This is a genomic window from uncultured Roseibium sp. (assembly GCF_947494555.1).
Lineage (GTDB): Bacteria > Pseudomonadota > Alphaproteobacteria > Rhizobiales > Stappiaceae > Roseibium.
On the sequence record NZ_CANLVF010000001.1, the window covers coordinates 1 to 25220 of the forward strand.

Here is a 25220-nt window from a genome sequence, read left to right on the forward strand (position 1 = left end):
GCATGGCTCACAAGAACAAAACGTTCCCCTTCAGCCAAAACTGGCCCAGACAAACCCGTAAACGCAATGGCAGCTGCCGCCATCGCAAATAACGTCCTCTTCATTCGTTCCTCCCAATTTTCAGGCACGTGCTTGCGTTTCCTTCAAAAAGAAACGTGCCTTATCTCAAACAACCACACTCTCGATAATTTTGCAACCGGTTGCAAAAAAATTGACGGGGTGAAGCTTTTGTGTAGTTTCAATGAGAGCGATGGCTGAAACAGGCAGGCAAGGGATTTGGCGGTAACACTGAAGGAAGTTGCGGAATTGGCAGGCGTTTCCCGCTCGGCGGTTTCGCGGACCTTTACAGACGGTGCCAGTGTCTCCGCACGAACCCGGGAGAAAGTCGAAAAGGCGGCAAAGGCTCTCGGATACAGACCGTCTCTGATTGCCAGGAGCCTTGCGACAAACCGGACGAAACTGATCGGTCTCGTCGCCAACAATTTTCAGAACCCGGCCTTTCTGGACGTCTTCGACCTGTTCACCAGTGAATTGCAGAAGCGGGAACTGCGGCCGCTTCTAGTCAATCTTTCCGGCGAAACGTCACCGAAGAAAATCGTCGAACTGCTGCGCCAATACAGTGTCGACGGTGTCATTGTCGCCACGTCCACGCTGCCCACGAGTTTTGCGACCGCCTTCCAGACCGCAGGTATTCCCGTCATACATACCTTTGGAAAGTTTCAGGCGAACGCCAATGTTCATGTGGTCGGGATCGACAATGAATTCTGCGGTGCCATGGCGGCGCGAACTTTCTCGGACCGTTCCTACAAAACCGTCGCATTGCTCGGCGGCCCCGAAACGGCAACGTCCACGCAGGACCGGTCCGCCGGCTTCCGGCGAGCTGCAAAGGAACTGGGGCTACGCGTTGCGAAAGTGTGTTACGCGGAGAATTATACTTACCAGGCCGGGCGCGACGCGATGCGCGATGTCCTGGAGGATGACGCTGTCGAGGCGGTCTTCTGCGGCGACGACCTGATCTGCATGGGGGCGATGGACGCAGCGCGTGATGCTGGAAAGGCGATCCCGGAAGATATCGGTTTTCTGGGCTTTAATGATATCGGGATGGCAAGCTGGGATGCCTATTCCCTGACGACCATCCGTCAGCCGATACGCGACATCATCATGAGCTCCGTGGAGCTGGTTGTCGGCATGGTGGAAAATCCGGGCCGAAGCCCGGAAATTCGTCTCTTTCCCTGTTCAGTCATAGAACGCGGTTCGTTGAGGCCGGTCACGGAACTCTAGGTGCTTGAAGAGGACAGGCCGTCCTTGTCTGCTTCAAAGATCGACCCATTCTCCACGGGACTTTGCGGACCGTGCTGCGGCCTCGATCGCCCGCATGGACCACAGACCGTCCATTGCCGTTGGGAAGTCCTGTGCAAGCGGATCGGCGGCAAGGCCGTCGCGTTCCGCTTTCAGAACATCAGCCAGATCATGATAGATATTGGCAAAGGCAACCGGCATGCCTTCCGCGTGTCCGATCGGAATTCTGGATGCACGAACAGCCTGAGGCGAGAGCGCTGCGTCACCGCGTTCAAGAACCTGGGTCCTGCCGTTGAGCGGTGTCCAGTGCAGTTGCTCGGGATGCTGCTGCTGCCAGGAAAGCCCGCCTTTTTCACCGAAAACCTGCAGGGTCAGGCCGTGCATGCGGCCGACGGCGATGGCGCTGGTCCAGAGCCTGCAAAGGGCGCCGTCCGACAGCCGGATGTTGATCATGGCATCATCTTCAAGCTGGCGATCTCCAACCATGGATGCAAAATCGGCGGATAGTTCAGCCGGTGTCTGTCCGGAAACGAAGCAGGCCATGTGAAAGGCGTGAATGCCCGCATCGGCAAAGACGGCGGACGTACCGGCCTGATCGGGGTCATACCTCCAGCGGATCCTCGGATTGTCCGCTTCCTCGGCATCGGCATGGAACCCATGCGCGAATTCCGCCTTGATCAGACGGACTTTTCCGAGCTCTCCACCGGCCACCATGGCCCGCATCTGACGCACGAGCGGATATCCGCTATAGCCATAATTGACCGCACAAATCCTGCCGGTTTCTTCGGCGAGCGCAACGATATGCTCGGCTTCTTCGGCAGTCATCGTCAGCGGTTTTTCGCACAGAACATGAAAACCTGCTTCCAGGAAAGCGCGGGAAATCTCGTAGTGCGTGGCGTTCGGCGTGGCGACTGTCACCAGGTCCAGCCGATCGTCCCGCGTACGCTCTCCCTCAAGCATTTCCTTCCAGTTGCCATAGGCGCGGTCCTCGGCAATGCCAAGCCGCATAGCATAGTCCTTGCCCTTGGCCGGATCGATATCGAGCGCGCCGGCTGTCAGATGAAAATGTCCGTCCAGAGACGCGCTGATGCGATGTGCCGGCCCGATCTGCGACCCTTCGCCGCCGCCGATCATGCCCCATTTGAGTTTGGTCATGCTGCAACCTCAAAACCGATGGAGTGCAAGAAGGTGCGGTTCTCGCGGGCGTCGTCCAGCGGTGACTGCGCTTTTGAAGGGTCGCAGTCCTGCTCCACCGTGCACCAACCGGTGAAGCCGGAGCTTTCCAGTTTGGCCTTTACGGCGGGAAAGTCGACAGATCCCTTGCCGAGATTGCAAAAAATGCCATCGCCGCACGCGTCATAGAAATCGGCGCGATTTGCTACGGTCCGGCTGCGGACCTCCGGATCTATATCCTTGAAATGCATATAGGAAATCCGATCCATGTGACGATCCATGAAAGCGACCGGGTCAAAATCCGCATAGTGGCTGTGACCGGTATCCAGGCAGATCTTCAAGAGGCTGTCATCGATTTCCTCAAGCAGGCGTTCGACCTCGTTTTCGAAGTCCATGAAGCCACCGGCATGCGGATGGATTGCGGTTATCAGGCCGTATTCTTCCGTCCCCATCTTGGCGATGTCCCGGATTTTGTCCCGGTAGGCGGACCATTCGGATGCTGACATCTGCTCTGCCTCGCCCGGCCGCCCGGCGGTCGGGGCGCGGCGCGGAGAGATGGAATCGATCAGAACCAGATGGCGGGCGCCATGCGCTTTCAAGGCCTCACAAGTACGCACCGAACCGTCCTTGACATCGTCCCATTTTGCCGCGTCGTGGAACGGGCGGAACACGACGCCGCCGATCAGTTCCAGATCCCGTTCGGCGAGCGCGTCGCCCAGTTCTGACGGGTCTTCGGGCATGAAGCCGACGGGACCGAGTTCAATGCCGCGATATCCGGCGTCGCGGCATTGATCAAGGACCGTCTGCCAGGAAGGATTGCGCGGGTCATCCGCGAATTCAACACCCCAGGAACAGGGTGCATTTCCGATCTTGATTGTCATTTGATTCATCCAAAAATGACGGTCAGGGAGCGCTTTCGCCTAGACCGCGTCGAGATTGATCCAGCTCTTGGATTCGTGCGATTGCCAGGCCGCCTCGATGACCTGGTTTACGTAAAGGCCGTCCTCGAATGACGGCCAGATGTTCTGTCCTGTCTCGATTGCCGTCAGGAAATCCTTGGCCTCGATAATGATCTGGTCCTGATATCCCGTGCCATGACCGGCGCCAAGGCAGAAATTCACGTAGTCAGGGTGGTGCGGGCCGGTCAGTATTTTCCGGAAACCCTCCCGCGACGGGTTCTGACCCCCTTCGTAAAGCCAGAGGGCGTTCTGATCTTCCTGGTCGAAACGGATTGTTCCGTTGGTTCCGAAGATCTCATAGGCATAGCCCATCTTGCGGCCCCACGCCGTACGGCTGATGTAGAGTGCGCCCAGAGCGCCTGAAGAGAACCGGCACATGATTTGCGCCTGATCGTCATTGGTAACGGGCACCATGCCGTTGTCGGAGGGACGTTCCTTCACCACAGTGTCTATTTCGGCAAGTACGCGATCAATCGGGCCGGCCAGGGCCTGTGTCCCGTTGATGATATGGGGTGCCAGATCTCCCATGTTGCCGTTGGAGCGGCCCTGTGCGCGCCAGGTTCCGGGGAGGTTGGGATCTGCAAAAAAGTCTTCGGTATGTTCGCCGCGCAGATAGGTGATCTCGCCGATCTCGCCTGCTTCGATGATTTCGCGTGCGAGCTGCGAGGCAGGCGTGCGGATATAGTTGAAGCCGACCATGTTGATACAGCCGGACACCTTGGCAGCCGCCGTCATGTCCCGGCTCTGTCTGAGATCCTGTCCGAGCGGTTTTTCGCAGAAGACCGGCTTTCCAAGCTCGAATGCCGCGGTCGCGATTTCAAGGTGGGTTTTTTGCGGTGACGCGATCACGATCGCCTCGACTTTGGGATCGTTGACCAGTTCCCGCCAATCCGCCGTCGAGCGCTTGAACCCAAGCTCGCGTGCCTTGCGGGCCGCGCCTTCCGCTGTCGTTGTGCAGACCATTTCCAGAACTGGCCGCAACGTCGTGTCAAAGACCGCCCCGACTGAATGCATGGCAACAGCATGGGCCTTCCCCATATAGCCACCACCGATTATGCCGATGCCAATCTCGCGCGTTTCCATCTATTTTTGATCCATTTTTGCAACCGCTTGCAAAACAGCTAAACACCCATTAGCTTTCACAGTCAAGGGTCCCTGGGACCACACAAGAAATTTCCATTCCGGGAGGTGTTGAGGCCTATGGTCCAGAAGACGGTACGCCTGACGATGGCGCAAGCGCTTGTGCGCTATCTAGCTGCGCAGTTTGTTGAAATCGACGGTCAACGCGTGCGGTTCTGCGCCGGCGGGTTCGGTATTTTCGGGCATGGAAACGTGACCTGCCTGGGTGAAGCCCTCTTTGAACACAAGGATGAGCTACCGCTCTGGCGCGGTCAGAACGAACAATCGATGGCAATGGCAGCAGTCGGATACGCAAAGCAACAGCTTCGCCAACGCTTCATGTTTGCAACCTCTTCGGCGGGGCCGGGCACGACCAACCTGTTAACGTCTGCCGGGATTGCGCACACCAACCGATTGCCGCTTTTGATGCTTGCCGGGGATGCTTTCGTAACACGCCTGCCGGATCCGGTCCTGCAGCAGGTCGAGCATCCCGGCAATCCGAGCCTTTCGGTAAACGATGCCTTCAAGAGCGTGACGCGGTACTGGGATCGCATCACACATCCGGCGCAACTGCTGCAGTCACTTCCCGCAGCCATCAACACGCTGATCGACCCGGCCGATAGCGGACCGGTTTTCCTCGGACTGCCACAGGATGTGCAGGGCTGGGCCTATGACTACCCTGAAAAATTCTTCGAACCGAAAACGCATTATCTCAGACGGCAGATGCCGGACGTTCGGGAACTTGAAACGGCAGCGCAGATCCTCAAGACAGCGGAACGACCGTTGATCATCACCGGAGGCGGTGTCCAGTATTCGCTGGCGACGGCGGAAATGCGCGACTTTGCGCACAAGCACCAGATCCCGGTGGTCGAGACCATTGCAGGACGCGCCAATCTCATCTTCTCCGATGAGTTGAATTGCGGGCCACTTGGTGTCACCGGTTCGAATTCAGCCAACAATCTTGCAAAGGAGGCCGACGTCATTCTGGCTGTCGGGACGCGGCTGCAGGACTTTACGACAGGTTCCTGGACAGCTTTTGCCGCAGACGCGCAGATCGTGACGATCAATGTAGGGCGCCACGATGCCGCGAAGCATATGTCTGTCCCGGTTGTCGGCGATGCCAAGCTGACGCTTCCGGCGTTGTCGAAGGCGATGGGCTCATTCAGCGCAGCAGGCGGTTGGCTGGAGCGCTCCGCGAAAGAGCGGGCGGACTGGTCAGCCTATCTCGACGAAAACACCTCGCCGACGGGCAAGGACGGCAGCAATCGGCCAATGTCCTACGCGCAGGTGATCGGTGCGATCAACGAGGTCTGCGACGCGGAAGACCGCGTGGTCGCAGCGGCAGGTGGACTGCCTGCGGAGGTCACCGCGAACTGGCGCACGAAATCCATCGGCAGCGTCGACGTTGAGTTCGGCTTTTCCTGTATGGGTTATGAAATTTCCGGCGGCTGGGGCGCGCGTCTCGGCCACATGGAAAAGCATCCGGACAAGGAAACCATCATCTTTGTTGGCGACGGGTCTTACCTGCTTCTCAATTCGGACATCTATTCCTCGGTTCTTTCCGGAGCGAAGATGATTGTCGTCGTTTGCGACAACGGCGGATTTGCGGTCATCAACAAGTTGCAGAACAACACGGGCAACGAGTCGTACAACAATCTGATTTCCGACTGTAAATTAGCTGTCGAACCTTTTTCCGTCGACTTCGAGGCACATGCCCGGTCAATGGGAGCAAATGCCGAAACGATTCATTCCATCGAAGAACTGAAAGCGGCATTTGAGCGGGCAAAACAGTCCGAGCGAACCTATGTCATCTCGATGAAGGTTGATGCGTTCGAAGGCTGGACGCAGGAAGGGCACACCTGGTGGGAAGTCGGAACGCCGGAGGTTTCGAACAGCGAGCGCGTGCGCAAGGCGCATGAAGACTGGGAAGCCGGTCGCGCTCCGCAAAGAAAAGGCGTCTGACCTTGCCTGCGTATCTGACCCCAAAGTCGAAATTTCTGGTTCTCGGCCGTGCCGGGATGGATTTTTATGCTGATCCTCCCGGAGCCGAAGCGGAACATGCCACAAGGTTCACCACCGCTCTCGGCGGATCGTCCGGCAATATCGCGGCCGGACTTGCGCGGCATGGTCTTTCGGTCAGTCTTTTGACATGTGTCTCCGATGACTCCGTTGGCCGTTTCGTGCTGAATCAGCTCAAGGCATACGGCGTTGCAACCGACCATGTGCGTGTGCTCAGCGGAGAATCGCGGACATCGCTCGCGGTTACGGAAACCCGGATCGAAAACACCCAGAACACGCTCTACCGGAACAATGCGTCTGATCTCCTGATGAGCGAAGACCAGGTGCTCGCCGTTCCCTATGCTGACTTTGAAGCGTTGATCGTGACGGGAACTGCTCTGGCGGCCAACCCCTCACGGGAAGCAGCACTAAGGGCGATGGAACACGCGCGCCGCGTTGGCGCCCTTGTCGTGATCGACCTTGACTACAGACCCTATTCCTGGCCAAGCGCACACGAAGCAGCCGAGGTTTACCGCGCGGCCATTGAAAGTTCCGATTTTGTCGTCGGCAATGATGACGAGTTCGCAGTCGTTGCCAATGGCGCGCACGAAGACGGGCGGAACCTGGCCGCTTCGCTCGGGTCTTCCGAGAAAACGATAATCTACAAGCTCGGGGAGCGCGGCTCGGTCGTGTTCTCCGGTGACGAACCGTTCGAGACCGGCATTTTCAAGGTCGAGGCCATAAAGCCCATGGGCGCGGGTGATGCCTTCATGGCGTCACTCATGGCGTCACTTGCCGCGGAATTCTCGTTAAAAGAGGCGGTTCTTAGAGGCTCGGCGGCTGCCGCAATGGTGGTTTCGAAATTCGGATGCGCGCCTGCGATGCCGACGCCAGCCGAGCTGGACGCCTTTCTTTCCAATCACTCAGCCCCCCAGTCCTGAGGAGACACACAAGATGCACTTTCCTCCCTATGACAATGCGAACAAGGCGATTATCGATGTCGAGGACAGCAGGGTTCCGCTGAACTACTTCAATATCGTCAAGCTGACCCGCGGCCAGGCGTTTGAATACGCGGTGCCGGGTTATGAAACCGCGATTGTTCCGGCGACCGGCACCGTCGATGTCGACGTTGAAGGTGTTGCCTTCTCGGCCCTTGGCAACCGGGGCGAAGATGTCTGGGACGGGGAACCAGAAGGAGCCTATGTTCCAAGCGGCGCAAAAGCGCAGCTCGTCTGTGTTAGCGACACAGCTGAAGTCTTCATTGCCGGCGCAAAATACGACAAGGTGCTGGAGCCCTTTGACGTGCGGACTGCGGATATTGATCTTGTCCAGTACGGATCGGACGACACCAAGACCCACCGCAAGATCAAGCATATTTTGGGCACCAAATATCACGACAAAGTCGGTCGCCTGCTTGTCTCCGAGCTCTTCACGGTCGGGCAGGGCGGATGGTCCGGCTTTCCGCCCCACAAACACGACACGGACCGGATTCCGGAAGAGAGCCGGCACGACGAGACCTACAATTTCCGCTTCCGCCCGAAAAAGGGGTTTGGGATGCAGCTTGTGCAGCGCGAGGACGGAGAAGTCGGCGATGCTTATCACATTGTCGACGGCTCGACGATCGTGCTCGACAAGGGATATCACCCCTGCGTTGTCGCTCCAGGCTACGAGATGTACTACTTCACGATCCTTGGCGGCCTGTCGCAGCGTTCGCTGGTGCAGTTCTTCCAACCGGATCACGCCTGGCAGATTGAAACCATCCCCGGCATCAAGGACATGATCGCGAAGTTCAAATGACCGCTGCGACGCTTGCTGAGGTCCTCGAACCTGCGCTCAGCGAAAACTATGCGCTTGCCGGGCTCGTTGTGCTCGGATGGGAAGACGCGGTCGCGTTTGTGGAGGCTGCCGAAGAGGCCGGGTGTCCGGTCATTCTTCAGGCGGGGCCCGGATGCCGGGCGCACACCCCGGTTTCGGTGATCGGCAAGATGATGCGTCATCTGGCGGACCAGGCCAGCGTGCCGGTGGTCTGCCATCTCGATCATGGCTACACGGTTGACGAATGCCGGGCCGGGATCGATCACGGCTTTACGTCGGTCATGTTTGACGGCTCCAAGCTCCCGGTGTCCGAAAATATCGATCTGACGGCGGGGCTCGCCGAAGAGGCCCATGCTGCCAATGTCTCCGTCGAAGGGGAAGTCGGTTATGTCGGCTACGCCGAAGGTGCCGCCTCTGCCTTCACCGATCCGGGAGAAGCGGAGCGTTTCGACAAGGAAAGCGGGGCGGATGCAATCGCGATTTCGGTCGGAAACGTCCATTTGCAGACGGAAAAGACGGATGGCATCGACTTCGAGGCGTTGTTGGCGATCGAGCGCGTCACGTCGAAGCCTCTCGTCCTTCATGGGGGCAGCGGCATTCCGCCTGCCGTGCGCAGGCGTCTCGCGAAGGATACCAAAGTGTGCAAATTCAATCTGGGCACCGAGCTGCGTCAGACCTTTGGAGCGTCCCTGCGGCAGACGCTTGAAGACAACCCGCAAATGTTCGACCGTCTTTCCATTTTGAAATCGACGATGCCGGCGATGCGCCAAAGCGTTTCGGATATCCTGAAGACGATTACTCTGGTCTAGCTGGTGAGGCCAGCTTTCAATCGAGTTGAGCGGTCGCCTCGATTTCGATCAGGGCTTCGTCCTCAATCAATCCAGCAACAACGACAACAGACATCGCCGGAAAGTGCCGGCCAAAAACGCGCCTGTAGGCCTGGCCGACCTCCTTCTGACGGGCGAGGTATTCGCGTTTGTCGGTGATGAACCATGTAAGGCGGACGATGTCGGAGACTTCGCCGCCGGCCTCCCGAACGATTTCCGCGATATTTGTCAGCGTTTGCTCCATCTGGCCGACAAAGTCGTGAGTCTCGAAAACCTGGTCCTTGGTCCAGCCGATCTGCCCGCCGACATGCAGGGTCTGACCTTTTGTCAGCATCCCGTTCGCATATCCCTTTGCTGGTGCCCAACCGTCGGGTTGAATGTGTTTCGATGGCATGGCTTCAGACTTTCCTTGGATGTTTCAAACGCCGATATATGTTGTTGTGATGTCGTCGGTGAGGTCTGCGATTTTTCCCGTCCAGACCGTTCTGCCGCGCTCCAGAATGGTTGCGCTGTCGCACACGTCCCGGAGTTCCTTGATCGACTTGTCGATCACAAGGATGGCGAGCCCTGTCTCGGCCTTGAGCGAGCGGATGACAGACCAGATCTCCTGGCGAATGATCGGGGCAAGGCCTTCGGTTGCCTCGTCCAGAATGAGCAGTTTCGGGTTGGTCATCAGGGCTCGTCCGATGGCGAGCATCTGCTGTTCCCCGCCTGAAAGCGATGAGGCGTTCTGATTGCGCCGCTCGCCCAGTCTTGGGAACATGTCGACAACGCGCTCAAAGGTCCAGTCACCGCTGCGCGCTGCCGCGATCAGGTTTTCATGAACCGTCAGATTGCCGAAGCAGCGGCGGCCTTCCGGGACGAGGCCCAGTCCAAGTCTTGCTGCGCGATGGCTCGGAAGCCTGCTAAGATCACTGCCGTCAAAGGTCAGTGTGCCACCCGATGGAAGCATGCGACAGATGCATTTTACCGTCGTGCTCTTGCCCATGCCATTGCGCCCCATGAGAGCGAGAACTTCACCCGCACCGATGGACAGATCGACGCCGAAGAGGGCCTGGCTGGCGCCATAGGCGGCGGTGATGTTCGAGGCCGTCAGAAGCGTCATGCATCTTCTCCGAGGTAAGCTTCGCGCACGGCGGCATCGGAGCGGATTTCATCGACGGTTCCGGTGGCAATGACTTCGCCGTAAACGAGCACGCTGATCCTGTCCGCGAGTGCAAAAACCGCATCCATGTCATGTTCGACCAACAGGATCGGCGCTTGCTCACGCAGTTCGTCGAGGAACTCCGTCAGACGCTTGGACCCTTCCGATCCCATTCCAGCCATCGGTTCGTCCATGACAAAGGCCTTGGGTTCTTTTGTGAGCGCAACGGCCACTTCAAGCTGCCTTCGCTGGCCGTGGCTGAGTTCCGCGGTTCGCGACAGTGCGTGATCCTGCAACCCGACACGGTGGAGCGCTTCTTCGGCCTTCGTCCGTAGATCCGTGTCTTTCAGAACGTCTTTCCAGAACCGCCATGGATTTGCAGTTGCGCCAAGCGCGCCGAGCACAGCGTTCTGAAGAACGGTGTCTTCCATGGCGAGCGAAGAAATCTGAAACGTGCGGCCGAGGCCACGTTGAGCACGGTCTCTGGTGGCAAGGCCCGTCACGTCCTGGCCCAGAAGACGGACAGAGCCTGAATCCGGCTTGAGCGTTCCGCAGATCTGGCCAATAAGCGTCGTCTTGCCAGCCCCGTTCGGACCGATGATGGCGTGGATTTCGCCCGCATTCAGGTCAAGCGAAATGTTCCTGCTGGCGCGTAAGGCACCGAAGCTCTTGCAGACATCGCGCGTTTCGAGAACCGGATCAGTCATGAACGGCCGCCTTTCCGGATGCGAGGCCTATCAGACCGCCCCGGCCGAAGAGCACGATGAGCAGAAGCAGGATGCCGAGATAAATATGCCAGTAGTCGCTGAGGCCGCCGAGCCAGTGTTCCAGCGCGACAAAGGCAAGAGCTCCGACGACCGGCCCGTAGAGACGACCGACACCGCCCAGGATCAGGAAGATCATGATTTCGCCGCTGGTCTGCCAGCTGAACATGGTCGGGCTCACGAAGCGGTTGAGATCGGCGAACAAGGCTCCGGCAAGTCCAGTGATGGCGCCGGAAATCACAAAGGCGACGAGCTTCAGACGGGTCGGATCGAGACCGACCGTCTCGACGCGGACAGGCGCCTGCCGTGCGGCATTGAGGGCTAATCCGAAGGAGGATTTCGACAGTCGCCAGGTGAACAGCAGGACAAGGCACAGAATGACGAAGCAAAGGCCATAGAACTGGATGGGGGCGAGCGTGTTCAAGCCCGGGAAACCGTTGCGCACGTAGATCGACAATCCGTCTTCGCCGCCATATTCGGCCCAGGAAATGGTGAAGAAGAAGAACATCTGCCCGAAGGCCAGCGTGATCATGATGAAGTAGACACCGGTGGTCCTGAGGGAGAGTGTCCCGATCACGAATGCCGCGAGTGCGGATACCACGACGGCAACGAGCCAGATAAGAGGCATCGACTTGGTGCCGTCGATCAGGAATGGCCATTCCGCCAGGGGTGTGTAGGTTTGCGCGTGATAGGCGAGAATGCCCATCGCGTAGCCTCCGATACCGAAGAAAACGGCATGACCAAGGCTGACGAGACCGCCGATCCCGAGGGCGATGTTGAGGCCGATTGCGGCGATCGCGAAGATTGCGGCGCGGGTCATCAGCGTGATGGTGAAGGGTTCGTCCGCAATAAGAGCCCAGGCCGGAATGACGACAAAGAGCCCGAGCGTCAGGGCGTTGAGATAGGTTTCCCGGATCATGCGCGCGCTCCGAACAGGCCCGCAGGACGCAGGATCAAAACCGCGGCCATGAGGATGTAGATCGCCATGGAGGCAAGCGAGGAGCCGACGGATGTTGCCGTTGAAGGATCGAGAAAGAGTTTCAGCGCCTCGGGCAGAAAGATGCCGCCGAGCGTATCCGTCAATCCAACGAGGATGGCGCCGACCAGCGCGCCCTTAATCGAACCGATGCCGCCGATGACGATGACGACGAAGGCCAGAATGAGCACCGGTTCGCCCATGCCGACCTGCACCGACTGGATCGCTCCGACCAACGCGCCAGCGAGACCGGCCAGTGCCGCACCAAGCGCGAAGACGATGGTGTAGAGCTTGGCGATATCGATACCGAGCGCGGCGATCATTTCCCGGTCGTTTTCACCAGCCCTGATCTGGATGCCGAGCCTTGTCCGGGAAATCAGCATGTAAAGACCGAGGGCAACGAGAAGGCCGATGACGATCAGCGTCAGCCGGTAGAGCGGATACTCGATGCCGCCCGGCAGCGTTATGGGTCCGGAGAGGAAATCCGGGACATTGAGAAACAGGGGGAACGATCCGAAGATCCAGCGCGTGCCTTCGGAGAAGATCAGGATCAGGGCGAAAGTCGCGAGCACCTGGTCGAGGTGGTCCTTGTCGTACAGTCGCCGAATGACGACGAGTTCCACCAGCGCACCGGCGGCGGCAGCACCAGCAAGAGCGGCAACGAGACCCAGCAGAAACGATCCGGTTGCTGCGGCGACGGCAGCCGCGCAAAAGGCACCGATCATGTAGAGCGAGCCATGCGCAAGGTTGATGAGACCCATGACACCGAAGATCAACGTCAGGCCGGCCGCCATCAAAAAGAGCATGATGCCGAATTGCAGGCCGTTCAGAACCTGCTCTATGAGCAACAGAAATGACATGAAAATTCAGCCCCATGCCGTCCCGGCTCAAGGCCGGGACGGCTCTGTTGGAGAGTGCTTACATGCTGCAATCGCCGGCATAGGCGTCAGCATGATCCGTCAGTGCGGCCGCAAGGATCTTGTTGGTGAAGACGTCACCTTCCTTGATGACCTCGCGGACATAGATGTCCTGGACCGGGTGGTGGTTGGACCCGAACTTGAAGTCGCCGCGCGTGGAATCGAAGTCGGCTTCCTTCAAAGCTGCGCGGAAGGCATCCGCGTCCTTTACGTCAGCTTTGGCCATCGCCGAAAGCAGGAGGTTTGCCGTGTCGAACCCTTGAGAAGCATAGAGGGACGGCAGGCGGCCGTATTCGGCCTGGAACGCTTCGACAAAGGCCTTGTTGGTCGGGTTGTCGATGTCCTTGTTCCACTGGCTGGTGTTCTTCACGCCAAGCGCGGCGTCACCAACGGCCTGCAGGATGCCCTGGTCGAACGAGAACGCCGGGCCGACAACAGGAAGGTCGATGCCGCTATCCGCATATTGCTTCAGGAAGGAAATACCCATGCCGCCGGGCAGGAAGAAGAAGACGCTGTCTGCGCCGGAAGCGCGGATCTGGGCGAGCTCGGCAGCATAGTCGGTCTGGCCGAGCTTGGTGTAGAGTTCACCGGCAAGCTCACCATCGTAGAAGCGCTTGTAGCCGGTCAGTGCATCTTTTCCCGCCGGATAGTTGGGCGCCAGAATGAAGCTGTTCTTATAGCCTGTATCCTTGGCGTACGCGCCAGCAGCCTCATGCAGATTGTCGTTCTGCCAGGCAACGTTGAAATAATTCGGATGGCATCCCTTACCGGCCAGGGCCGACGGTCCGGCATTCGGTGACAGATAAAATTTGCCCTGCGCGGTCACGGACGGCACGACAGCCATTGCCAGGTTCGACCAGATGATACCGGTCAAAACGTCGACCTTTTCCGACTGAACCATTTTGTCGGCGAGCTGTACGGCGATGTCCGGCTTGCGCTGGTCGTCTTCCACGATGACTTCAAGGTCTTCATTGCCGGCCTGTTTCACGGCCAGCAGGAAACCGTCACGGACGTCAATTCCAAGTCCGGCGCCACCCCCGGACAGTGTGGTGATCATGCCGACCTTGACCGGTTCGGCCTGTACGCTTGACAGGCTCATCGCCAGCGCGGCCGCTGCCGCCATTGTCAAAAACTTCATTGCTTGCTCCTGTTGATCAAAAAAGTCTGTTCCCGTTTATTGGTTTTCCGGCGGCTTCAATTGGCAGCCGGTCGGGGCTTTTGTTTGTGACATCTCTCGCGCACCCCTTTGCGAGTGAATTCTGAAAGTTACTGGTCCTGCCGCAATCGGAACCGCTGGATCTTTCCGGTCTCCGTTTTCGGAAGTGTGTCCGTGAAGATGATAGAGCGCGGATATTTGTAAGGCGCAATAGTCGATTTCACGTGATCCTGCAGTTGTTTGCGCATTGCGTCGTCGGCGCTTGCATCCGCGACCAGGACTACATGAGCCTCGACGATGGCACCTCTTTCCGTGTCCGGAACCCCGATGACCGCGCACTCCTGGACACAGGCATGTGCGAGGAGTGCGGCCTCAACCTCAGGACCCGCGATGTTGTAGCCGGAGGAGATGATCATGTCGTCGTTGCGGGCTGCGAAATGCAGATGACCGTCCTCGCTCATGGAAAAACTGTCGCCGGTAATGTTCCAGCCGCCGACCACATAGTCGCTCTGCCGGTCATCGGCCAGATATCGGCACCCGGTCGGCCCGCGTACAGCCAGACGGCCAACTTCTCCCGGTTCAACCTCTTTGCCGTTAGCGCCCAGAACGCGGACTTCATAGCCGGTCACCGGTTTGCCGGTGCAGGCGGGTTTATGATCGTCAAAGCGATTGGAGACGAAGATGTGCAGCATTTCCGTTGCACCGATTCCGTCCAGCATCGGCTTGCCGGTCTTTTCCATCCAGGCGTCGTAGACCGGGGCGGGCAAGGTTTCGCCTGCAGAGACCGCTGCGCGAAGCGATGACAGGTCCGCGCCTTCCTCCATCGCCTGAAGCATGACGCGGTAAGCCGTCGGTGCAGTGAAACAGACGGTTGCCTTATATTTCTGGATGATCTCGATCATGTTGGGCGGTGTTGCGCTTTCCAGCAGCGTGGCAGCAGCACCGAACCTGAGCGGAAAGACCGCAAGACCGCCAAGGCCGAACGTGAAGGCAAGCGGCGGCGATCCGACAAAGACGTCGTCGGGAGTGACGCCCAGAACTTCCTTTGCATAACCATCGGCGATAATCAGAATATCGCGGTGGAAGTGCATCGTCGCCTTGGGCGTTCCGGTCGATCCGGACGTGAAACCAAGAAGCGCGACATCATCACGCCCGGTCGCAACTGCATCGTAAAGAACGGATTTTTCGAGCGCGAGGCGATCAAGTTCGGCATCGTGGTTGGAGGTGCCGTCGAAACCGATGACCTTCTTAAGGAAGGTCGACGTCTTGGCGCAAGCGACGAGCTCGTCCATCAGACGGGTATCGCACAACGCGAATTCCACTTCCGCCTTGTCGACGATCTTGGTGAGTTCCCCCGCGCGCAACATAGGCATCGTGTTGACGACAACGGCACCGGCCTTCGTTGCCGCCAACCAGCAAGCCACCATGGCCGGATTGTTTGCGGAGCGGATTAGGACCCTGTTGCCGGGCTTGACGCCCAGATCTTCGGTGAGCGCATAGGCCAGGCGGTTAGTCCAGTCGGAAAGTTCCTTGTAGGTCCGGCGTCTACCGTTGCCGATCAGCGCCGTGCGGTCGCCAAGTCCCTGTTCAACCATTTTGTCCGTCAGTTCGACGGCTACATTGAGTCGATCCGGATAGTCGAAACCATCAAGCAGGAAGTCCGGCCATTGCTCCGTCGGCGGAAGATTGTCGCGTGCAAAGGTGTCCACATGCGCGGAGGGCGAGAGTGTACCGGCCATGATCGACATCTTCCCCTTTTGTTAAACGGACCGCAGAGCATTCCGACGTCTGTATGCTACAGTCAAGTTGCCCTAACGCTTTCGAAAAAATCAGTTATTTGCCTTCTAGGCTACTCGTTGGCTTCGGGCGGCAGGAAGTCGACATCGTGTTCTGCCGAGACGCGCACAACCGCTTCCACATCCGTCATCTCGTGCAGTTCGTCGAAGAGGTCTTTGAGTTTTCCGGCTGGCGACACCCAGAAGAGGGCACGACAGGGACTGTCTGATTTGTTGAAGTAGCCGTGAGGAACGCCCATGGGCATGCGCACCAGGTCGCCAGCGCGGGCCTTGACCCATTCGCCGTCCAATTTGAGGTCGAGCTCGCCTTCCTGAACCAGAATGAATTCGTCCTGGGTGGGATGAACGTGGACGGGAACAAACTGCCCGGGCTCAGAATTGGTCTCAAATGCAAATGTCGATTCGCACCAGGCCTTCGGATAGTAGGTCTGCCCCAGAATGTTGAGAGTCACCCCTTCGAAACCTTCGCCATTCGGAGTGATGCCGCCGTCAAGTCCCTTGGTCATGGTCTTTCCTTCCCTTCCAGTTGGCCGTCAGAGGCTTTGCAGCGCCTGACGTGCGATGATGATCTTCTGAACGTCGGATGCCCCTTCATAGATACGCAGAGCTCGGATTTCGCGGTAGAGTTTTTCGACGGTCGTGCCGCTGCGGACACCGTCACCGCCGTGAAGCTGAACCGCCTTGTCGATTACCTGTTGCGCCTGGTCGGTCGAAAACAACTTCGCCATTGCCGCCTCACGCGTGACGCGGGGGGCTCCGCTGTCCTTCGCCCAGGCGGCGCGGTAAATAAGGAGAGCGGCTGCGTCAATGTCGAGGGCCATGTCAGCAATATGCCCTTGCACAAGTTGCAGATCGAAAAGCGGTGCACCCTGGATCTTGCGGCTCGTGACCCGTTGCAGGGCCTCGTCGAGCGCGCACCTTGCAAATCCAAGTGCAGCTGCTGCGACCGTTGAGCGGAAGATATCGAGCACCGACATGGCGACCTTGAAGCCCGCACCCGGAGCGCCGATCAAACTTGACTTGGGTATGCGGCAATCGGTAAAGCGCAACGTTGCCAGCGGATGTGGTGCAATCGTTTCAAGACGTTCAACGACTTCAAATCCGGTGGCGTCCGGCGTCACGACAAAGGCCGACAGACCCTTTGCGCCCGGTGCTTCGCCCGTCCGGGCAAAAAGCGTATAGACGTCAGCAATCCCGCCGTTGGAAATCCAGGTTTTTTCGCCGTTGAGCACATATGTGTTGCCGTCTTCCGTCGCCGTCATGGTTGAGTTGGCAACGTCAGACCCCGACTGCGGTTCGGTCAGTGCGAAGGCGGAAATTGCCTTGCCGCCACGCGTGAGCGGCAGCCAGGCTTCCTTTTGGGCGTCTGTGCCGAAGAGGGAAATCGCGCCTGTCCCGAGACCCTGCATGGCAAAGGAAAAATCGGCGAGGCCGTCATAGCGGGCCAGCGTTTCGCGGATCAGGCAGAGGCTGCGGACGTCAAGCTCACCATCTGCCGATCCGGTCAGTTGCAGAAATCCGGCGTCGCCAAGATCAGCCACCATCTGTTTGCAGGCAGCGTCAGTGTCGCCGTGATCAACGTGGCCGAGGTTGGCCTTAGCCCAGGTCTCAAGTTCTTCGGCCAGTGCGCGATGCCGGTCTTCGAAAAACGGCCAGGTCAGAAAGGTTTTATCGGCCATCAGTCGCCCTCAAACACCGGTTTTTCCTTGGCCGCAAAAGCTTCATAGGCACGGCGGAAATCGTTGCCCTGCATGCAGATCGCCTGAGCCTGGGCTTCTGCCTCGATTGCCTGTTCAAGGCTCATTGACCATTCCTGGGCCAGCATCGTCTTGGTCATGGAATTGGCGAAGGTCGGACCGGCCGCGATCCGTGCGGCAAGATCCATGGCGGCGCCTTCCAGTTCAGCCGCCTCGACAACCGAATTGAAGAACCCCCACGCGTGGCCCTCATCTGCCTTCATGGAACGTCCGAGATAAAGAAGCTCCGCGGCCCGGCCCTGACCGATGATCCTTGGCAACATGGCGCATGCGCCCATATCGCAGCCCGCAAGGCCGACGCGATTGAACAGGAAGGCAACCTTTGCCTCCGGGGTTGCGATGCGCAGATCAGAGGCCATTGCCATGATCGCGCCTGCTCCAGCGCAGATACCATCCACCGCCGCAATGACCGGCTTGCCGCATCCGAGCATGGCCTTGACCAGATCGCCGGTCATGCGCGTGAACGCCAGCAGCTCCTTCATATTCATGCGAGTTAGTGGTCCGATGATGTCATGGACGTCGCCACCAGAGCTGAAATTGCCGCCATTCGGGAGAATGACGACCGCGTGGACATCGTCCGCGTAGTGTAGATCCCGGAACCAGTCGCGCAGTTCGGCGTAGCTATCGAATGTGAGCGGGTTTTTCCGTTCGGGCCGGTCCAGCGCGATCTGCGCGATGCCGTCTTCGATCCGGCAACGAAAGTGTTCGACGTTGCTACGCATCCGCGCGCTCCTTCTCGGTGCTTTGGGCCAGGACACGCTCAAGAGTATCTGAGAGTGCCTCAAGGTCTTCGAATGAAAGACCGTCGAGCAAGGTATCAATCCAGCTTTCGTGATGGTTCGCCAGGCTTTCAAACTCTGACTTGCCTTTTTCAGTCAAACGCGCGACCTGAGCCCGCTTGTCACCGGGCACGGCAACTCGCTGCGCGAGGCCTTCTTCGGTGAGCTTGTCGACGATACCTGTGACGTTTCCGTTGGAAACGCGCAGGAAGCTGGAGAGGTCGCTCATCTTCAGCCCCTCCGGAAACCGCGCCAGGGCCGACATTACATCGAAGCGCGGCAGTGTCGTGTTGTGGCGGTCACGCAGGTTGCGGCGAATTTCAGCTTCAATGCCGTTCGACGTTTTCAGGAGTTTGAGCCAGACGCGAAGACGTGTCTTGGAAATAGGTTCTATCGCAGAGGTCATAACTCGCCTCCCGACAGGCTTATCGCCTGGCCGTTGATCGATCTCGCACCATGTGAACACAGCCACAGCGCGGATTCGGCAACTTCCTCTGCCTGGATGAAACGTCCCTGTGGATTGTCCGCCTTGAGTGTGTTTGCCGCGTCCTCACGGCTCATGCCGGTCTTCGACATGATATTCTCGATCGATCTTTCGAGCATCGGCGTTTCAACGAAACCCGGGCAGATCGCATTGACGGTCACCCCGGTTTTGGCAAGTTCCCTGCCGAGCGCCCGGGTCAGGCCAACGACCGCATGCTTGGCGGCGCAATAAGCGCTGACATAGGGATAGCCGCGCAGACCCGCCGTTGACGCGATTGCGATCAGCCTGCCCCAACCCGACGCCTTCATGTCCGGCAAGGCCGCTTGCCAGACGTTGGAAACGCCATAGAGGTTGACGGCCATCATGGCTTCCAGCATCTGCGGTTTCATTTTGGAGAAAGGCGTGCTTTCCGCAGCCCCGGCATTTGCGATCACGATATCGACAGGGCCTGATGACTCACGTGCCGCTTGAAAGGCGGTCTCAACGGCTCCTGCATCTGTCACATCGCAAAGCTGGTAGGGCAGCGACTGCTCGGCCAAAGGCTTTTCCGTTCGGCCGAAAATCGTCACCTTCGCTCCGTTTCGCGCAAGCAGCTGTGCGCAGGCTGCTCCCACGCCGCTGCCGCCGCCGGTCACGACGATATGTCGATCCGACAGGCTCATGCGCGAACGATCTCCGCATCGCGGTCGCTGAGACGCCAGGCCTGATCTCTGCCGGCAAGATAGGGCAGGGGCCAGTCGGTCGCATGCCTGTCTCCGATCCGGCAGGCTTCATGGAGCGTCCAGTACGGGTCGGCTAGATGCGGGCGTCCAACAGCGACAAGGTCGGCGCGCCCGGCCATCAGGATCGAGTTGGCGTGGTCGGCCTCGTAGATGTTGCCAACGGCCATTGTCTGGAGCCCGCCCTCGTTCCTGATCTGGTCAGAAAAGGGCGTCTGGAACATGCGGCCATAGACCGGCTTTGCATCCGGCGTCGTCTGGCCGGCGGAAACGTCGATCAGGTCAGCTCCGGCAGCGCGGAACATCTTCGCGATTTCGACAGCATCTTCGGGCGTTATGCCTTCGCTTCCGACCCAGTCATTCGCCGAGATGCGAACCGACATGGGTTTTTCCGGTGGCCATACCTCCCGCATGGCCCTGAAGACCTCCAGCGGCCAACGCATCCGGTTTTCAAGGGAACCACCGTATTCGTCCGCGCGGACATTCGAAACGGGCGAGATGAACGAGGAAAGCAGGTAGCCATGCGCCGCATGAAGCTCGATCATGTCGAACCCTGCGCGCTCCGCCATCTCGGCCGAGCGGACGAACTGTTCCTTGATATCCGCCATTTCGGCTTGCGTGATCTCGCGCGGCGTCGCGTTGTTTGCCGACCACGGGATCGCCGATGCGGAGACCAGTTCCCAGTTGCCATCGGCAAGCGGCGCATCCATTTCCTGCCAGCCAATCTGGGTCGACCCCTTGCGCCCGGAGTGCCCGATCTGGCAGCAGATCTTTGCGTCCGTCTCGGTATGAACGAAGTCGGTCAGGCGCTTCCAGGCGGTCTCGTGTTCGGGAGCGTAAAGTCCGGGACAGCCTGGGGTGATCCGGCCTTCGGCACTGACGCAGGTCATCTCCACATAGACAAGACCAGCGCCGCCTTTGGCCCGTTCTCCGTAGTGGATCATGTGCCAATCGGTCGGGGCACCGTCAACCGCCTTGTACTGAGCCATCGGCGAGACCACGACCCGGTTCTTGAGCGGCATCTCGCGAAGCTTGAAGGGAGCGAACATAGGTGCGCGCACCGGTGCATTCGGTGACGCGCCGGATCGGTCCATGAACCACCTTTCCGCCGTTTCAAGCCATTTGGGATCGCGCAGTCGAAGATTCTCATGACTGATCCGTTGCGAACGGGTCAGTAGATTGTAGTTGAACTGGACTGGATCCTGGTCAAGGTAGCGTTCCACGTTCTCGAACCATTCGAGCGAGTTGCGTGCGGCCGATTGGAGCCTGAGCACTTCCAGGCGACGTTCTTCCTGATACCTTTCGAATGCGGTTTCCATGTCCGGTTCGCTGTGGAGATAGTCGGCGAGCGCAATGGCGCTGTCGAACGCCAGGCGTGACCCGGATCCGATAGAAAAATGACCGGTGGCCGCGGCATCACCCATCAGGACCACGTTCTCGTGGTACCATTTTTCGCAAATCACGCGCGGGAAGTTCATCCAGACCGCAGACCCGCGAAGATGGGCTGCATTGGACATGAGGTCGTGGCCACCGAGATACTTTTCGAAAATCCTTCGGCAGGTCTCGACGGTCTCTTCCTTCGACATGTCGGCAAAGCCCCAACCGTCCCAGGTGGGCTGAAGGCACTCGACAATGAAAGTCGCGGTGTTGTCGTCGAACTGGTAGACGTGCGCCCAGACCCAGCCATGCTCCGTCTTCTCGAAGATGAACGTGAAGGCGTCGTCAAATTTCTGATGGGTTCCGAGCCAGATGAATTTGCAAAGCCGTGTGTCGATATCCGGCTTGAAGACAGTCTCGTATTCGGTGCGGACCCTGGAATTGATGCCGTCTGAGGCAACGACGAGGTCGTAGTCCTTGCGAAATGTTTCGGCATCCTGGAATTCGGTTTCGAACCGCATTTCTACGCCGAGTTCACGGGCACGTTCCTGCAGCAGGATCAGCATCTGCTTGCGGCCAATGCCTGCAAACCCGTGCCCGCCCGAGACCGTGCGCACACCGTTGTGTTCGACGGCAATATCGTCCCAATAGGCGAAGTGGTCGCGGATTGACTGGGTGCTGACCGGATCGTTGCCTTCCATCCGGCTGAGGGCGTCATCCGAAAGAACGACACCCCATCCGAATGTATCGTTTGCGCGATTGCGCTCGACAACCACAATCTCGTGCGAGGGGTCGCGCAGCTTCATGGATATCGCGAAATAGAGGCCGGCCGGCCCACCGCCCAAACAGGCAATCTTCATCAGATCCTCCACATGATGCGAGCCCCATCATTTCGATCAGCGAACCACGTTTCGAAATTTACTTCAAGTCTAAAATTTCAAACTTAAAATAAATTCATTGACGCCGCTCCCCACTCACTCGTTCGGGTGAGCATCTGGGTGTTAGTCTTTCGGAACCTTGCGTGTGACCTGGCCGCGGATCCATGTCAGGAACTCGGCAACGGGCGGGGTCAGGTCTCCGGGCGGTGTTGCGAGATAGTAGTTGTGACCCGAACCGTCCTCGACACCCGACAGCGCAACGAGGCTGCCGGACGTGAGTTCGGTTTCGATAAGGTAGGTTGGCAGGATGGCCGCGCCCATACCGCTGCAAGCTGCTGCGATCACAAGTGAAAACTGATCAAAATAGCTGCCGACCTGCACCTGGCCGGCTGCCTCTGGGACGGACTTTTGAAAGGCTTTCCACAGGTGCGGGCGCGAGGCCATGTGAAGCATGGGCATTTGCAAAATGTCCGCTTTTCTGTCGACCGGATACGCCTCTAGCAGATCCGGTGAGGCGACGGCGATCAGGTCCTCGGGGCAGAGGGGCGTCAGTTTTGCGCCAGGCCAGTCATTCGCGCCGAAGTGGATGGCGACATCAATGCCCTGTTCGACCAGGTCAAAAGGTTCCGTTCGGCTGTAGATCATGAGATCGAGGTTTGGCCGGCCTGATTTGAAACCGTTCAACCTCGGCACGAGCCAGCGGGCCGCAAATGTCGGCAGAGCCGCAATCGTCAGAAGTTCCTGGGTTTCTCCTGCCGCAACAGCCTGACTGATGGTTCGGCGCAGTCTCCCAAGATCGGAAAAGACGCTTTTTGCCAGAGCCTTACCTGCCTGGGTCAGCCTGATCCCACGGCCTTCCCGGCGAAAGAGCGCGGCACCTATCTGGTCCTCAAGTTCCTTGACCTGCCTGCTGACACCGCTCTGGGTCAGGCCGAGTTCTTCGGCCGCTGCAGTGAAGCTCTGGTGTTTCGCGGCGGCTTCAAAACAGCGCAGAACGGATATGCTCGGGATTGGAATGTCGCGGTCCATGATAAATCCGATGCATGAGTTTTAGTCATTGAAACAACAATTTTTCAGGTGTTTTTGTGCTGGTCAAGGGCGGGTATTCTTCGCCGGAACAGTCTTTCGAAGGAAGAGCGCGGATGCAGAAGATAGCGGTTCTGGGACTTGGCAAGGTCGGTACACTGGCGGGCGAACTGCTGCATGAAAGCGGCTTTCAGGTAACTGGTTTCGACGACACCGCGTCACACGATCTGCCGTTCGAGACGCGGCAAGTGGATGTCAGTAATTTGGAAAAGCTGAAAGACGTTCTGTCGGGCGTTGAAGCAGTCTTGTCCTGCCTTCCGTATTTTCTCAATGTCGGGGTTGCCAGCACCGCGCATGAACTCGGGCTGCACTATTTCGATCTGACGGAAGACGTGCCGACGACAAAGGCGATCATGGAAATGGCCCAATCGTCAAAGGGCCTGATGGCACCGCAATGCGGCCTTGCTCCGGGGTTCGTCGGTATCGTGGGTGCCAGTCTGATTGAGGAGCTCGACCAATGCAGGTCCTGCCGCATGCGAGTCGGTGCTCTGCCGCAGAACCCGGCCGGGCTGATGGGCTATTCCTTCAACTGGTCGCCGGAAGGCGTCGTCAACGAATACCTCAATGATTGCGAGGTGCTGGAAGACGGCGAGATAAAATGGGTCTCACCAATGGAGTGGATCGAGAAGATCGTCATAGGCGGCATCGAACTGGAAGCGTTCACGACCTCAGGCGGGCTCGGCACGATGTGTGAAACCTACAAGGACCGTGTGCCGAACATGGATTACAAGACCATGCGGTATCCGGGGCATGTGAAGCTGATGAACTTCTTCTTCCACGAACTTCTGATGCGCGACCGGCGCCGGGAGGCCGGCGAAATTCTGGTCAATGCCAAACCGCCGGTCAGTGATGACATCGTCTATATTCATGTAGCTGCCGAAGGCGAAGCAGACGGGCGCATGCAGCGCCGCGAATTCGTAAGAGGCCTGAAACCGATGACAATTGCAGGAAAGGAGCGGACCGCCATTGCCTGGACGACGGCGTCTTCCGTGGTTGCCGTTATCGAAATGGTGCGAGACGGAACACTTCCCGCGAAGGGTTTCCTCAAGCAGGAAGATGTTCCGCTGGACGTCTTTCTCAAGACCTCAAATGGTGCCCGCTACAATATGTAGGACAGGGTGACGCATTCTTTTTGCAAGCGTTTGATGCTCGTCGCGGCTGGCAGTGACTTAGCTTGTAACGTTTTGATCGTAATAAAAAATCACCCTCAAGAAGCCACCGTCGACCCCTTTTTTGTCCGGCGCCAGCTGGACCGTCATTTGAAACTCTTCCTGGATCTTGAAGGGATTCTTGACGGGTGCCCTTCCTGCATAGGCGCCGTCGTCATATTTCAGCTTCACCTTGGTGACCGGTTCGATGTTGCCGGCGAGATTGTCACTCAGGTTGAAGGACTTGACCATGACGTGCTGGCTTTGGCTCACGGTGCAGCCGGGAATGTAAACAAAGCCGATCGCGACAACGCTCATGATGCCTGGGACAAGAGCCGGAGCCTTTATCTCGCTTGCCGATATGTCGTCGATGAGGAACTCCCCAGGCTCATAGGGACCATAATCGTCGAAATTGAATGTTTGCGCCTGTGCCATGTGTTCACCCTTCGGCTTTTGCTGTGCGCGCCGTGCAGACAGTCAGCCTCCAGAGCAACGGAGGCCGCGCAGCGACTGCGATTTGATGCTTTTCAACCACGAACGAGTTGTCAAAGTCAGGAATTCAGGCGTCCTGACCTGTGCGCCATTTGCATGTTGGCGGCATAGGAGTTCGGAGACCTGCGTCCCGGCAGGTTTGCTTCCAGGATCAGCGTTTCCAGCAAGCCGTCCTCGACCGAGATTTCCGTAGTCCGGGTGAGTTTGTTCATGCGCCAGAATTTCATGGGGCGGTCCTTCGGCACATAGTTGCCCGGAAGGTCTTCACCCTCTCCCGAGACGACCATGAGTTTTGGTTTCGCCAGTTCGTAGTGGTTGCCTTCATAAATGTACGACTTGATCAATGCGATCTGCCGGTTGGGGGCGAACACCAGCTGGATGGAAATTCGGCTGAAATCATTGCCGCCGGTGTCGATCTTGACATCCGCGGCGCTGCTGCTCTTGATCCCGGAAATGTTCATGCCGACCAGAATGATCTCGGCAGGATCATAATACGGATCCGGTTGGATCATAGGAAGCTGATCATTCGAGTTCTCATCGGACATTTGTTAGTCCCC

25 protein-coding genes are annotated in these 25220 nt (G+C 58.3%); 6 read left to right on the plus strand and 19 right to left on the minus strand.

Going from position 1 to position 25220, the window contains the following annotated elements; all coding sequences use genetic code 11:
- The first annotated feature begins 276 nt into the window (after window positions 1–276).
- Complete coding sequence (locus Q0915_RS00005; RefSeq protein ID WP_299472338.1) at window positions 277–1281, plus strand: LacI family DNA-binding transcriptional regulator; 1005 nt, start codon at window positions 277–279, stop codon at window positions 1279–1281.
- 33 nt (window positions 1282–1314) lie between these two features.
- On the opposite strand, the gene Q0915_RS00010 is transcribed toward Q0915_RS00005, so the two are convergent.
- Genes Q0915_RS00010 through Q0915_RS00020 form a run of 3 tightly spaced genes read right to left on the minus strand, consistent with a single transcriptional unit; the run spans window position 1315 to window position 4514 of the window.
- A complete protein-coding gene (locus tag Q0915_RS00010) occupies window positions 1315–2454 on the minus strand; it encodes a Gfo/Idh/MocA family oxidoreductase (protein ID WP_299472339.1) in 1140 nt (379 codons plus the stop codon).
- Window positions 2451–3353, minus strand: coding sequence for a TIM barrel protein (locus Q0915_RS00015; protein WP_299472340.1), 903 nt, complete (start codon window positions 3351–3353; stop codon window positions 2451–2453). The genes Q0915_RS00010 and Q0915_RS00015 overlap by 4 nt, the downstream gene beginning before the upstream one ends.
- A gap of 39 nt (window positions 3354–3392) precedes the next feature.
- Window positions 3393–4514 carry a Gfo/Idh/MocA family oxidoreductase gene (locus Q0915_RS00020; RefSeq protein WP_299472341.1) on the minus strand — a complete coding sequence of 374 codons (1122 nt, stop codon included), beginning with the start codon at window positions 4512–4514 and terminating at the stop codon, window positions 3393–3395.
- Between the two features lie 117 nt (window positions 4515–4631).
- On the opposite strand from Q0915_RS00020, the gene iolD reads away from it, so the two are divergent.
- From iolD to Q0915_RS00040, 4 genes are read left to right on the plus strand one after another with little or no spacing between them, the layout of a single operon-like run.
- The gene (gene iolD / locus Q0915_RS00025; protein WP_299472342.1) at window positions 4632–6512 is read left to right on the plus strand and encodes a 3D-(3,5/4)-trihydroxycyclohexane-1,2-dione acylhydrolase (decyclizing); all 1881 of its coding nucleotides are present in this window, start codon (window positions 4632–4634) and stop codon (window positions 6510–6512) included.
- A gap of 2 nt (window positions 6513–6514) precedes the next feature.
- Window positions 6515–7489, plus strand: a complete 975-nt coding sequence (gene iolC / locus Q0915_RS00030) for a 5-dehydro-2-deoxygluconokinase (protein ID WP_299472343.1) — start codon at window positions 6515–6517, stop codon at window positions 7487–7489.
- A 13-nt stretch (window positions 7490–7502) separates the two neighbouring features.
- Window positions 7503–8345: a 5-deoxy-glucuronate isomerase gene (locus tag Q0915_RS00035; protein WP_299472344.1), complete on the plus strand. Its 843-nt coding sequence runs from the start codon at window positions 7503–7505 to the stop codon at window positions 8343–8345.
- Complete coding sequence (locus Q0915_RS00040) at window positions 8342–9172, plus strand: class II fructose-bisphosphate aldolase (RefSeq protein ID WP_299472345.1); 831 nt, start codon at window positions 8342–8344, stop codon at window positions 9170–9172. Before Q0915_RS00035 ends, Q0915_RS00040 begins: the two co-directional genes overlap by 4 nt.
- Window positions 9173–9188: 16 nt before the next feature.
- On the opposite strand, the gene Q0915_RS00045 is transcribed toward Q0915_RS00040, so the two are convergent.
- From Q0915_RS00045 to Q0915_RS00110, 14 genes are all read right to left on the minus strand, one after another.
- A complete protein-coding gene (locus Q0915_RS00045) occupies window positions 9189–9584 on the minus strand; it encodes a RidA family protein (RefSeq protein WP_299472346.1) in 396 nt (131 codons plus the stop codon).
- A 24-nt stretch (window positions 9585–9608) separates the two neighbouring features.
- Entirely contained in the window at window positions 9609–10295 is a 687-nt protein-coding gene (locus tag Q0915_RS00050) for an ABC transporter ATP-binding protein (RefSeq protein WP_299472347.1), read from the minus strand.
- Window positions 10292–11041 (minus strand): ABC transporter ATP-binding protein, encoded by a 750-nt coding sequence (locus Q0915_RS00055; protein ID WP_299472348.1) that lies wholly within the window; start codon window positions 11039–11041, stop codon window positions 10292–10294. The genes Q0915_RS00050 and Q0915_RS00055 overlap by 4 nt, the downstream gene beginning before the upstream one ends.
- Window positions 11034–12017, minus strand: coding sequence for a branched-chain amino acid ABC transporter permease (locus Q0915_RS00060; RefSeq protein ID WP_299472349.1), 984 nt, complete (start codon window positions 12015–12017; stop codon window positions 11034–11036). The genes Q0915_RS00055 and Q0915_RS00060 overlap by 8 nt, the downstream gene beginning before the upstream one ends.
- Window positions 12014–12934: a branched-chain amino acid ABC transporter permease gene (locus Q0915_RS00065; RefSeq protein ID WP_299472350.1), complete on the minus strand. Its 921-nt coding sequence runs from the start codon at window positions 12932–12934 to the stop codon at window positions 12014–12016. Before Q0915_RS00065 ends, Q0915_RS00060 begins: the two co-directional genes overlap by 4 nt.
- A gap of 58 nt (window positions 12935–12992) precedes the next feature.
- A complete protein-coding gene (locus Q0915_RS00070) occupies window positions 12993–14129 on the minus strand; it encodes an ABC transporter substrate-binding protein (protein WP_299472351.1) in 1137 nt (378 codons plus the stop codon).
- Between the two features lie 128 nt (window positions 14130–14257).
- A complete protein-coding gene (locus Q0915_RS00075) occupies window positions 14258–15886 on the minus strand; it encodes an AMP-binding protein (RefSeq protein ID WP_299472352.1) in 1629 nt (542 codons plus the stop codon).
- A gap of 110 nt (window positions 15887–15996) precedes the next feature.
- Entirely contained in the window at window positions 15997–16449 is a 453-nt protein-coding gene (locus tag Q0915_RS00080; RefSeq protein WP_299472353.1) for a cupin domain-containing protein, read from the minus strand.
- 27 nt (window positions 16450–16476) lie between these two features.
- A complete protein-coding gene (locus Q0915_RS00085) occupies window positions 16477–17622 on the minus strand; it encodes an acyl-CoA dehydrogenase family protein (RefSeq protein WP_299472354.1) in 1146 nt (381 codons plus the stop codon).
- The gene (locus tag Q0915_RS00090; protein ID WP_299472355.1) at window positions 17622–18422 is read right to left on the minus strand and encodes an enoyl-CoA hydratase family protein; all 801 of its coding nucleotides are present in this window, start codon (window positions 18420–18422) and stop codon (window positions 17622–17624) included. The genes Q0915_RS00085 and Q0915_RS00090 overlap by 1 nt, the downstream gene beginning before the upstream one ends.
- Complete coding sequence (locus Q0915_RS00095) at window positions 18415–18885, minus strand: MarR family transcriptional regulator (RefSeq protein WP_299472356.1); 471 nt, start codon at window positions 18883–18885, stop codon at window positions 18415–18417. Before Q0915_RS00095 ends, Q0915_RS00090 begins: the two co-directional genes overlap by 8 nt.
- The gene (locus Q0915_RS00100) at window positions 18882–19625 is read right to left on the minus strand and encodes an SDR family oxidoreductase (protein ID WP_299472357.1); all 744 of its coding nucleotides are present in this window, start codon (window positions 19623–19625) and stop codon (window positions 18882–18884) included. The genes Q0915_RS00095 and Q0915_RS00100 overlap by 4 nt, the downstream gene beginning before the upstream one ends.
- Window positions 19622–21919 (minus strand): bifunctional salicylyl-CoA 5-hydroxylase/oxidoreductase, encoded by a 2298-nt coding sequence (locus Q0915_RS00105; RefSeq protein ID WP_299472358.1) that lies wholly within the window; start codon window positions 21917–21919, stop codon window positions 19622–19624. Before Q0915_RS00105 ends, Q0915_RS00100 begins: the two co-directional genes overlap by 4 nt.
- 141 nt (window positions 21920–22060) lie before the next feature.
- On the minus strand, window positions 22061–22966 hold the full coding sequence (locus tag Q0915_RS00110; RefSeq protein ID WP_299472359.1) for a LysR substrate-binding domain-containing protein: 906 nt from the start codon (window positions 22964–22966) through the stop codon (window positions 22061–22063).
- A 113-nt stretch (window positions 22967–23079) separates the two neighbouring features.
- On the opposite strand from Q0915_RS00110, the gene Q0915_RS00115 reads away from it, so the two are divergent.
- Complete coding sequence (locus Q0915_RS00115; RefSeq protein ID WP_299472360.1) at window positions 23080–24135, plus strand: saccharopine dehydrogenase C-terminal domain-containing protein; 1056 nt, start codon at window positions 23080–23082, stop codon at window positions 24133–24135.
- Window positions 24136–24192: 57 nt separating this feature from the next.
- On the opposite strand, the gene Q0915_RS00120 is transcribed toward Q0915_RS00115, so the two are convergent.
- Window positions 24193–24606, minus strand: coding sequence for a hypothetical protein (locus Q0915_RS00120; protein ID WP_299472361.1), 414 nt, complete (start codon window positions 24604–24606; stop codon window positions 24193–24195).
- A 116-nt stretch (window positions 24607–24722) separates the two neighbouring features.
- Window positions 24723–25208 carry a hypothetical protein gene (locus tag Q0915_RS00125; RefSeq protein ID WP_299472362.1) on the minus strand — a complete coding sequence of 162 codons (486 nt, stop codon included), beginning with the start codon at window positions 25206–25208 and terminating at the stop codon, window positions 24723–24725.
- Between the last annotated feature and the right edge of the window lie 12 nt (window positions 25209–25220).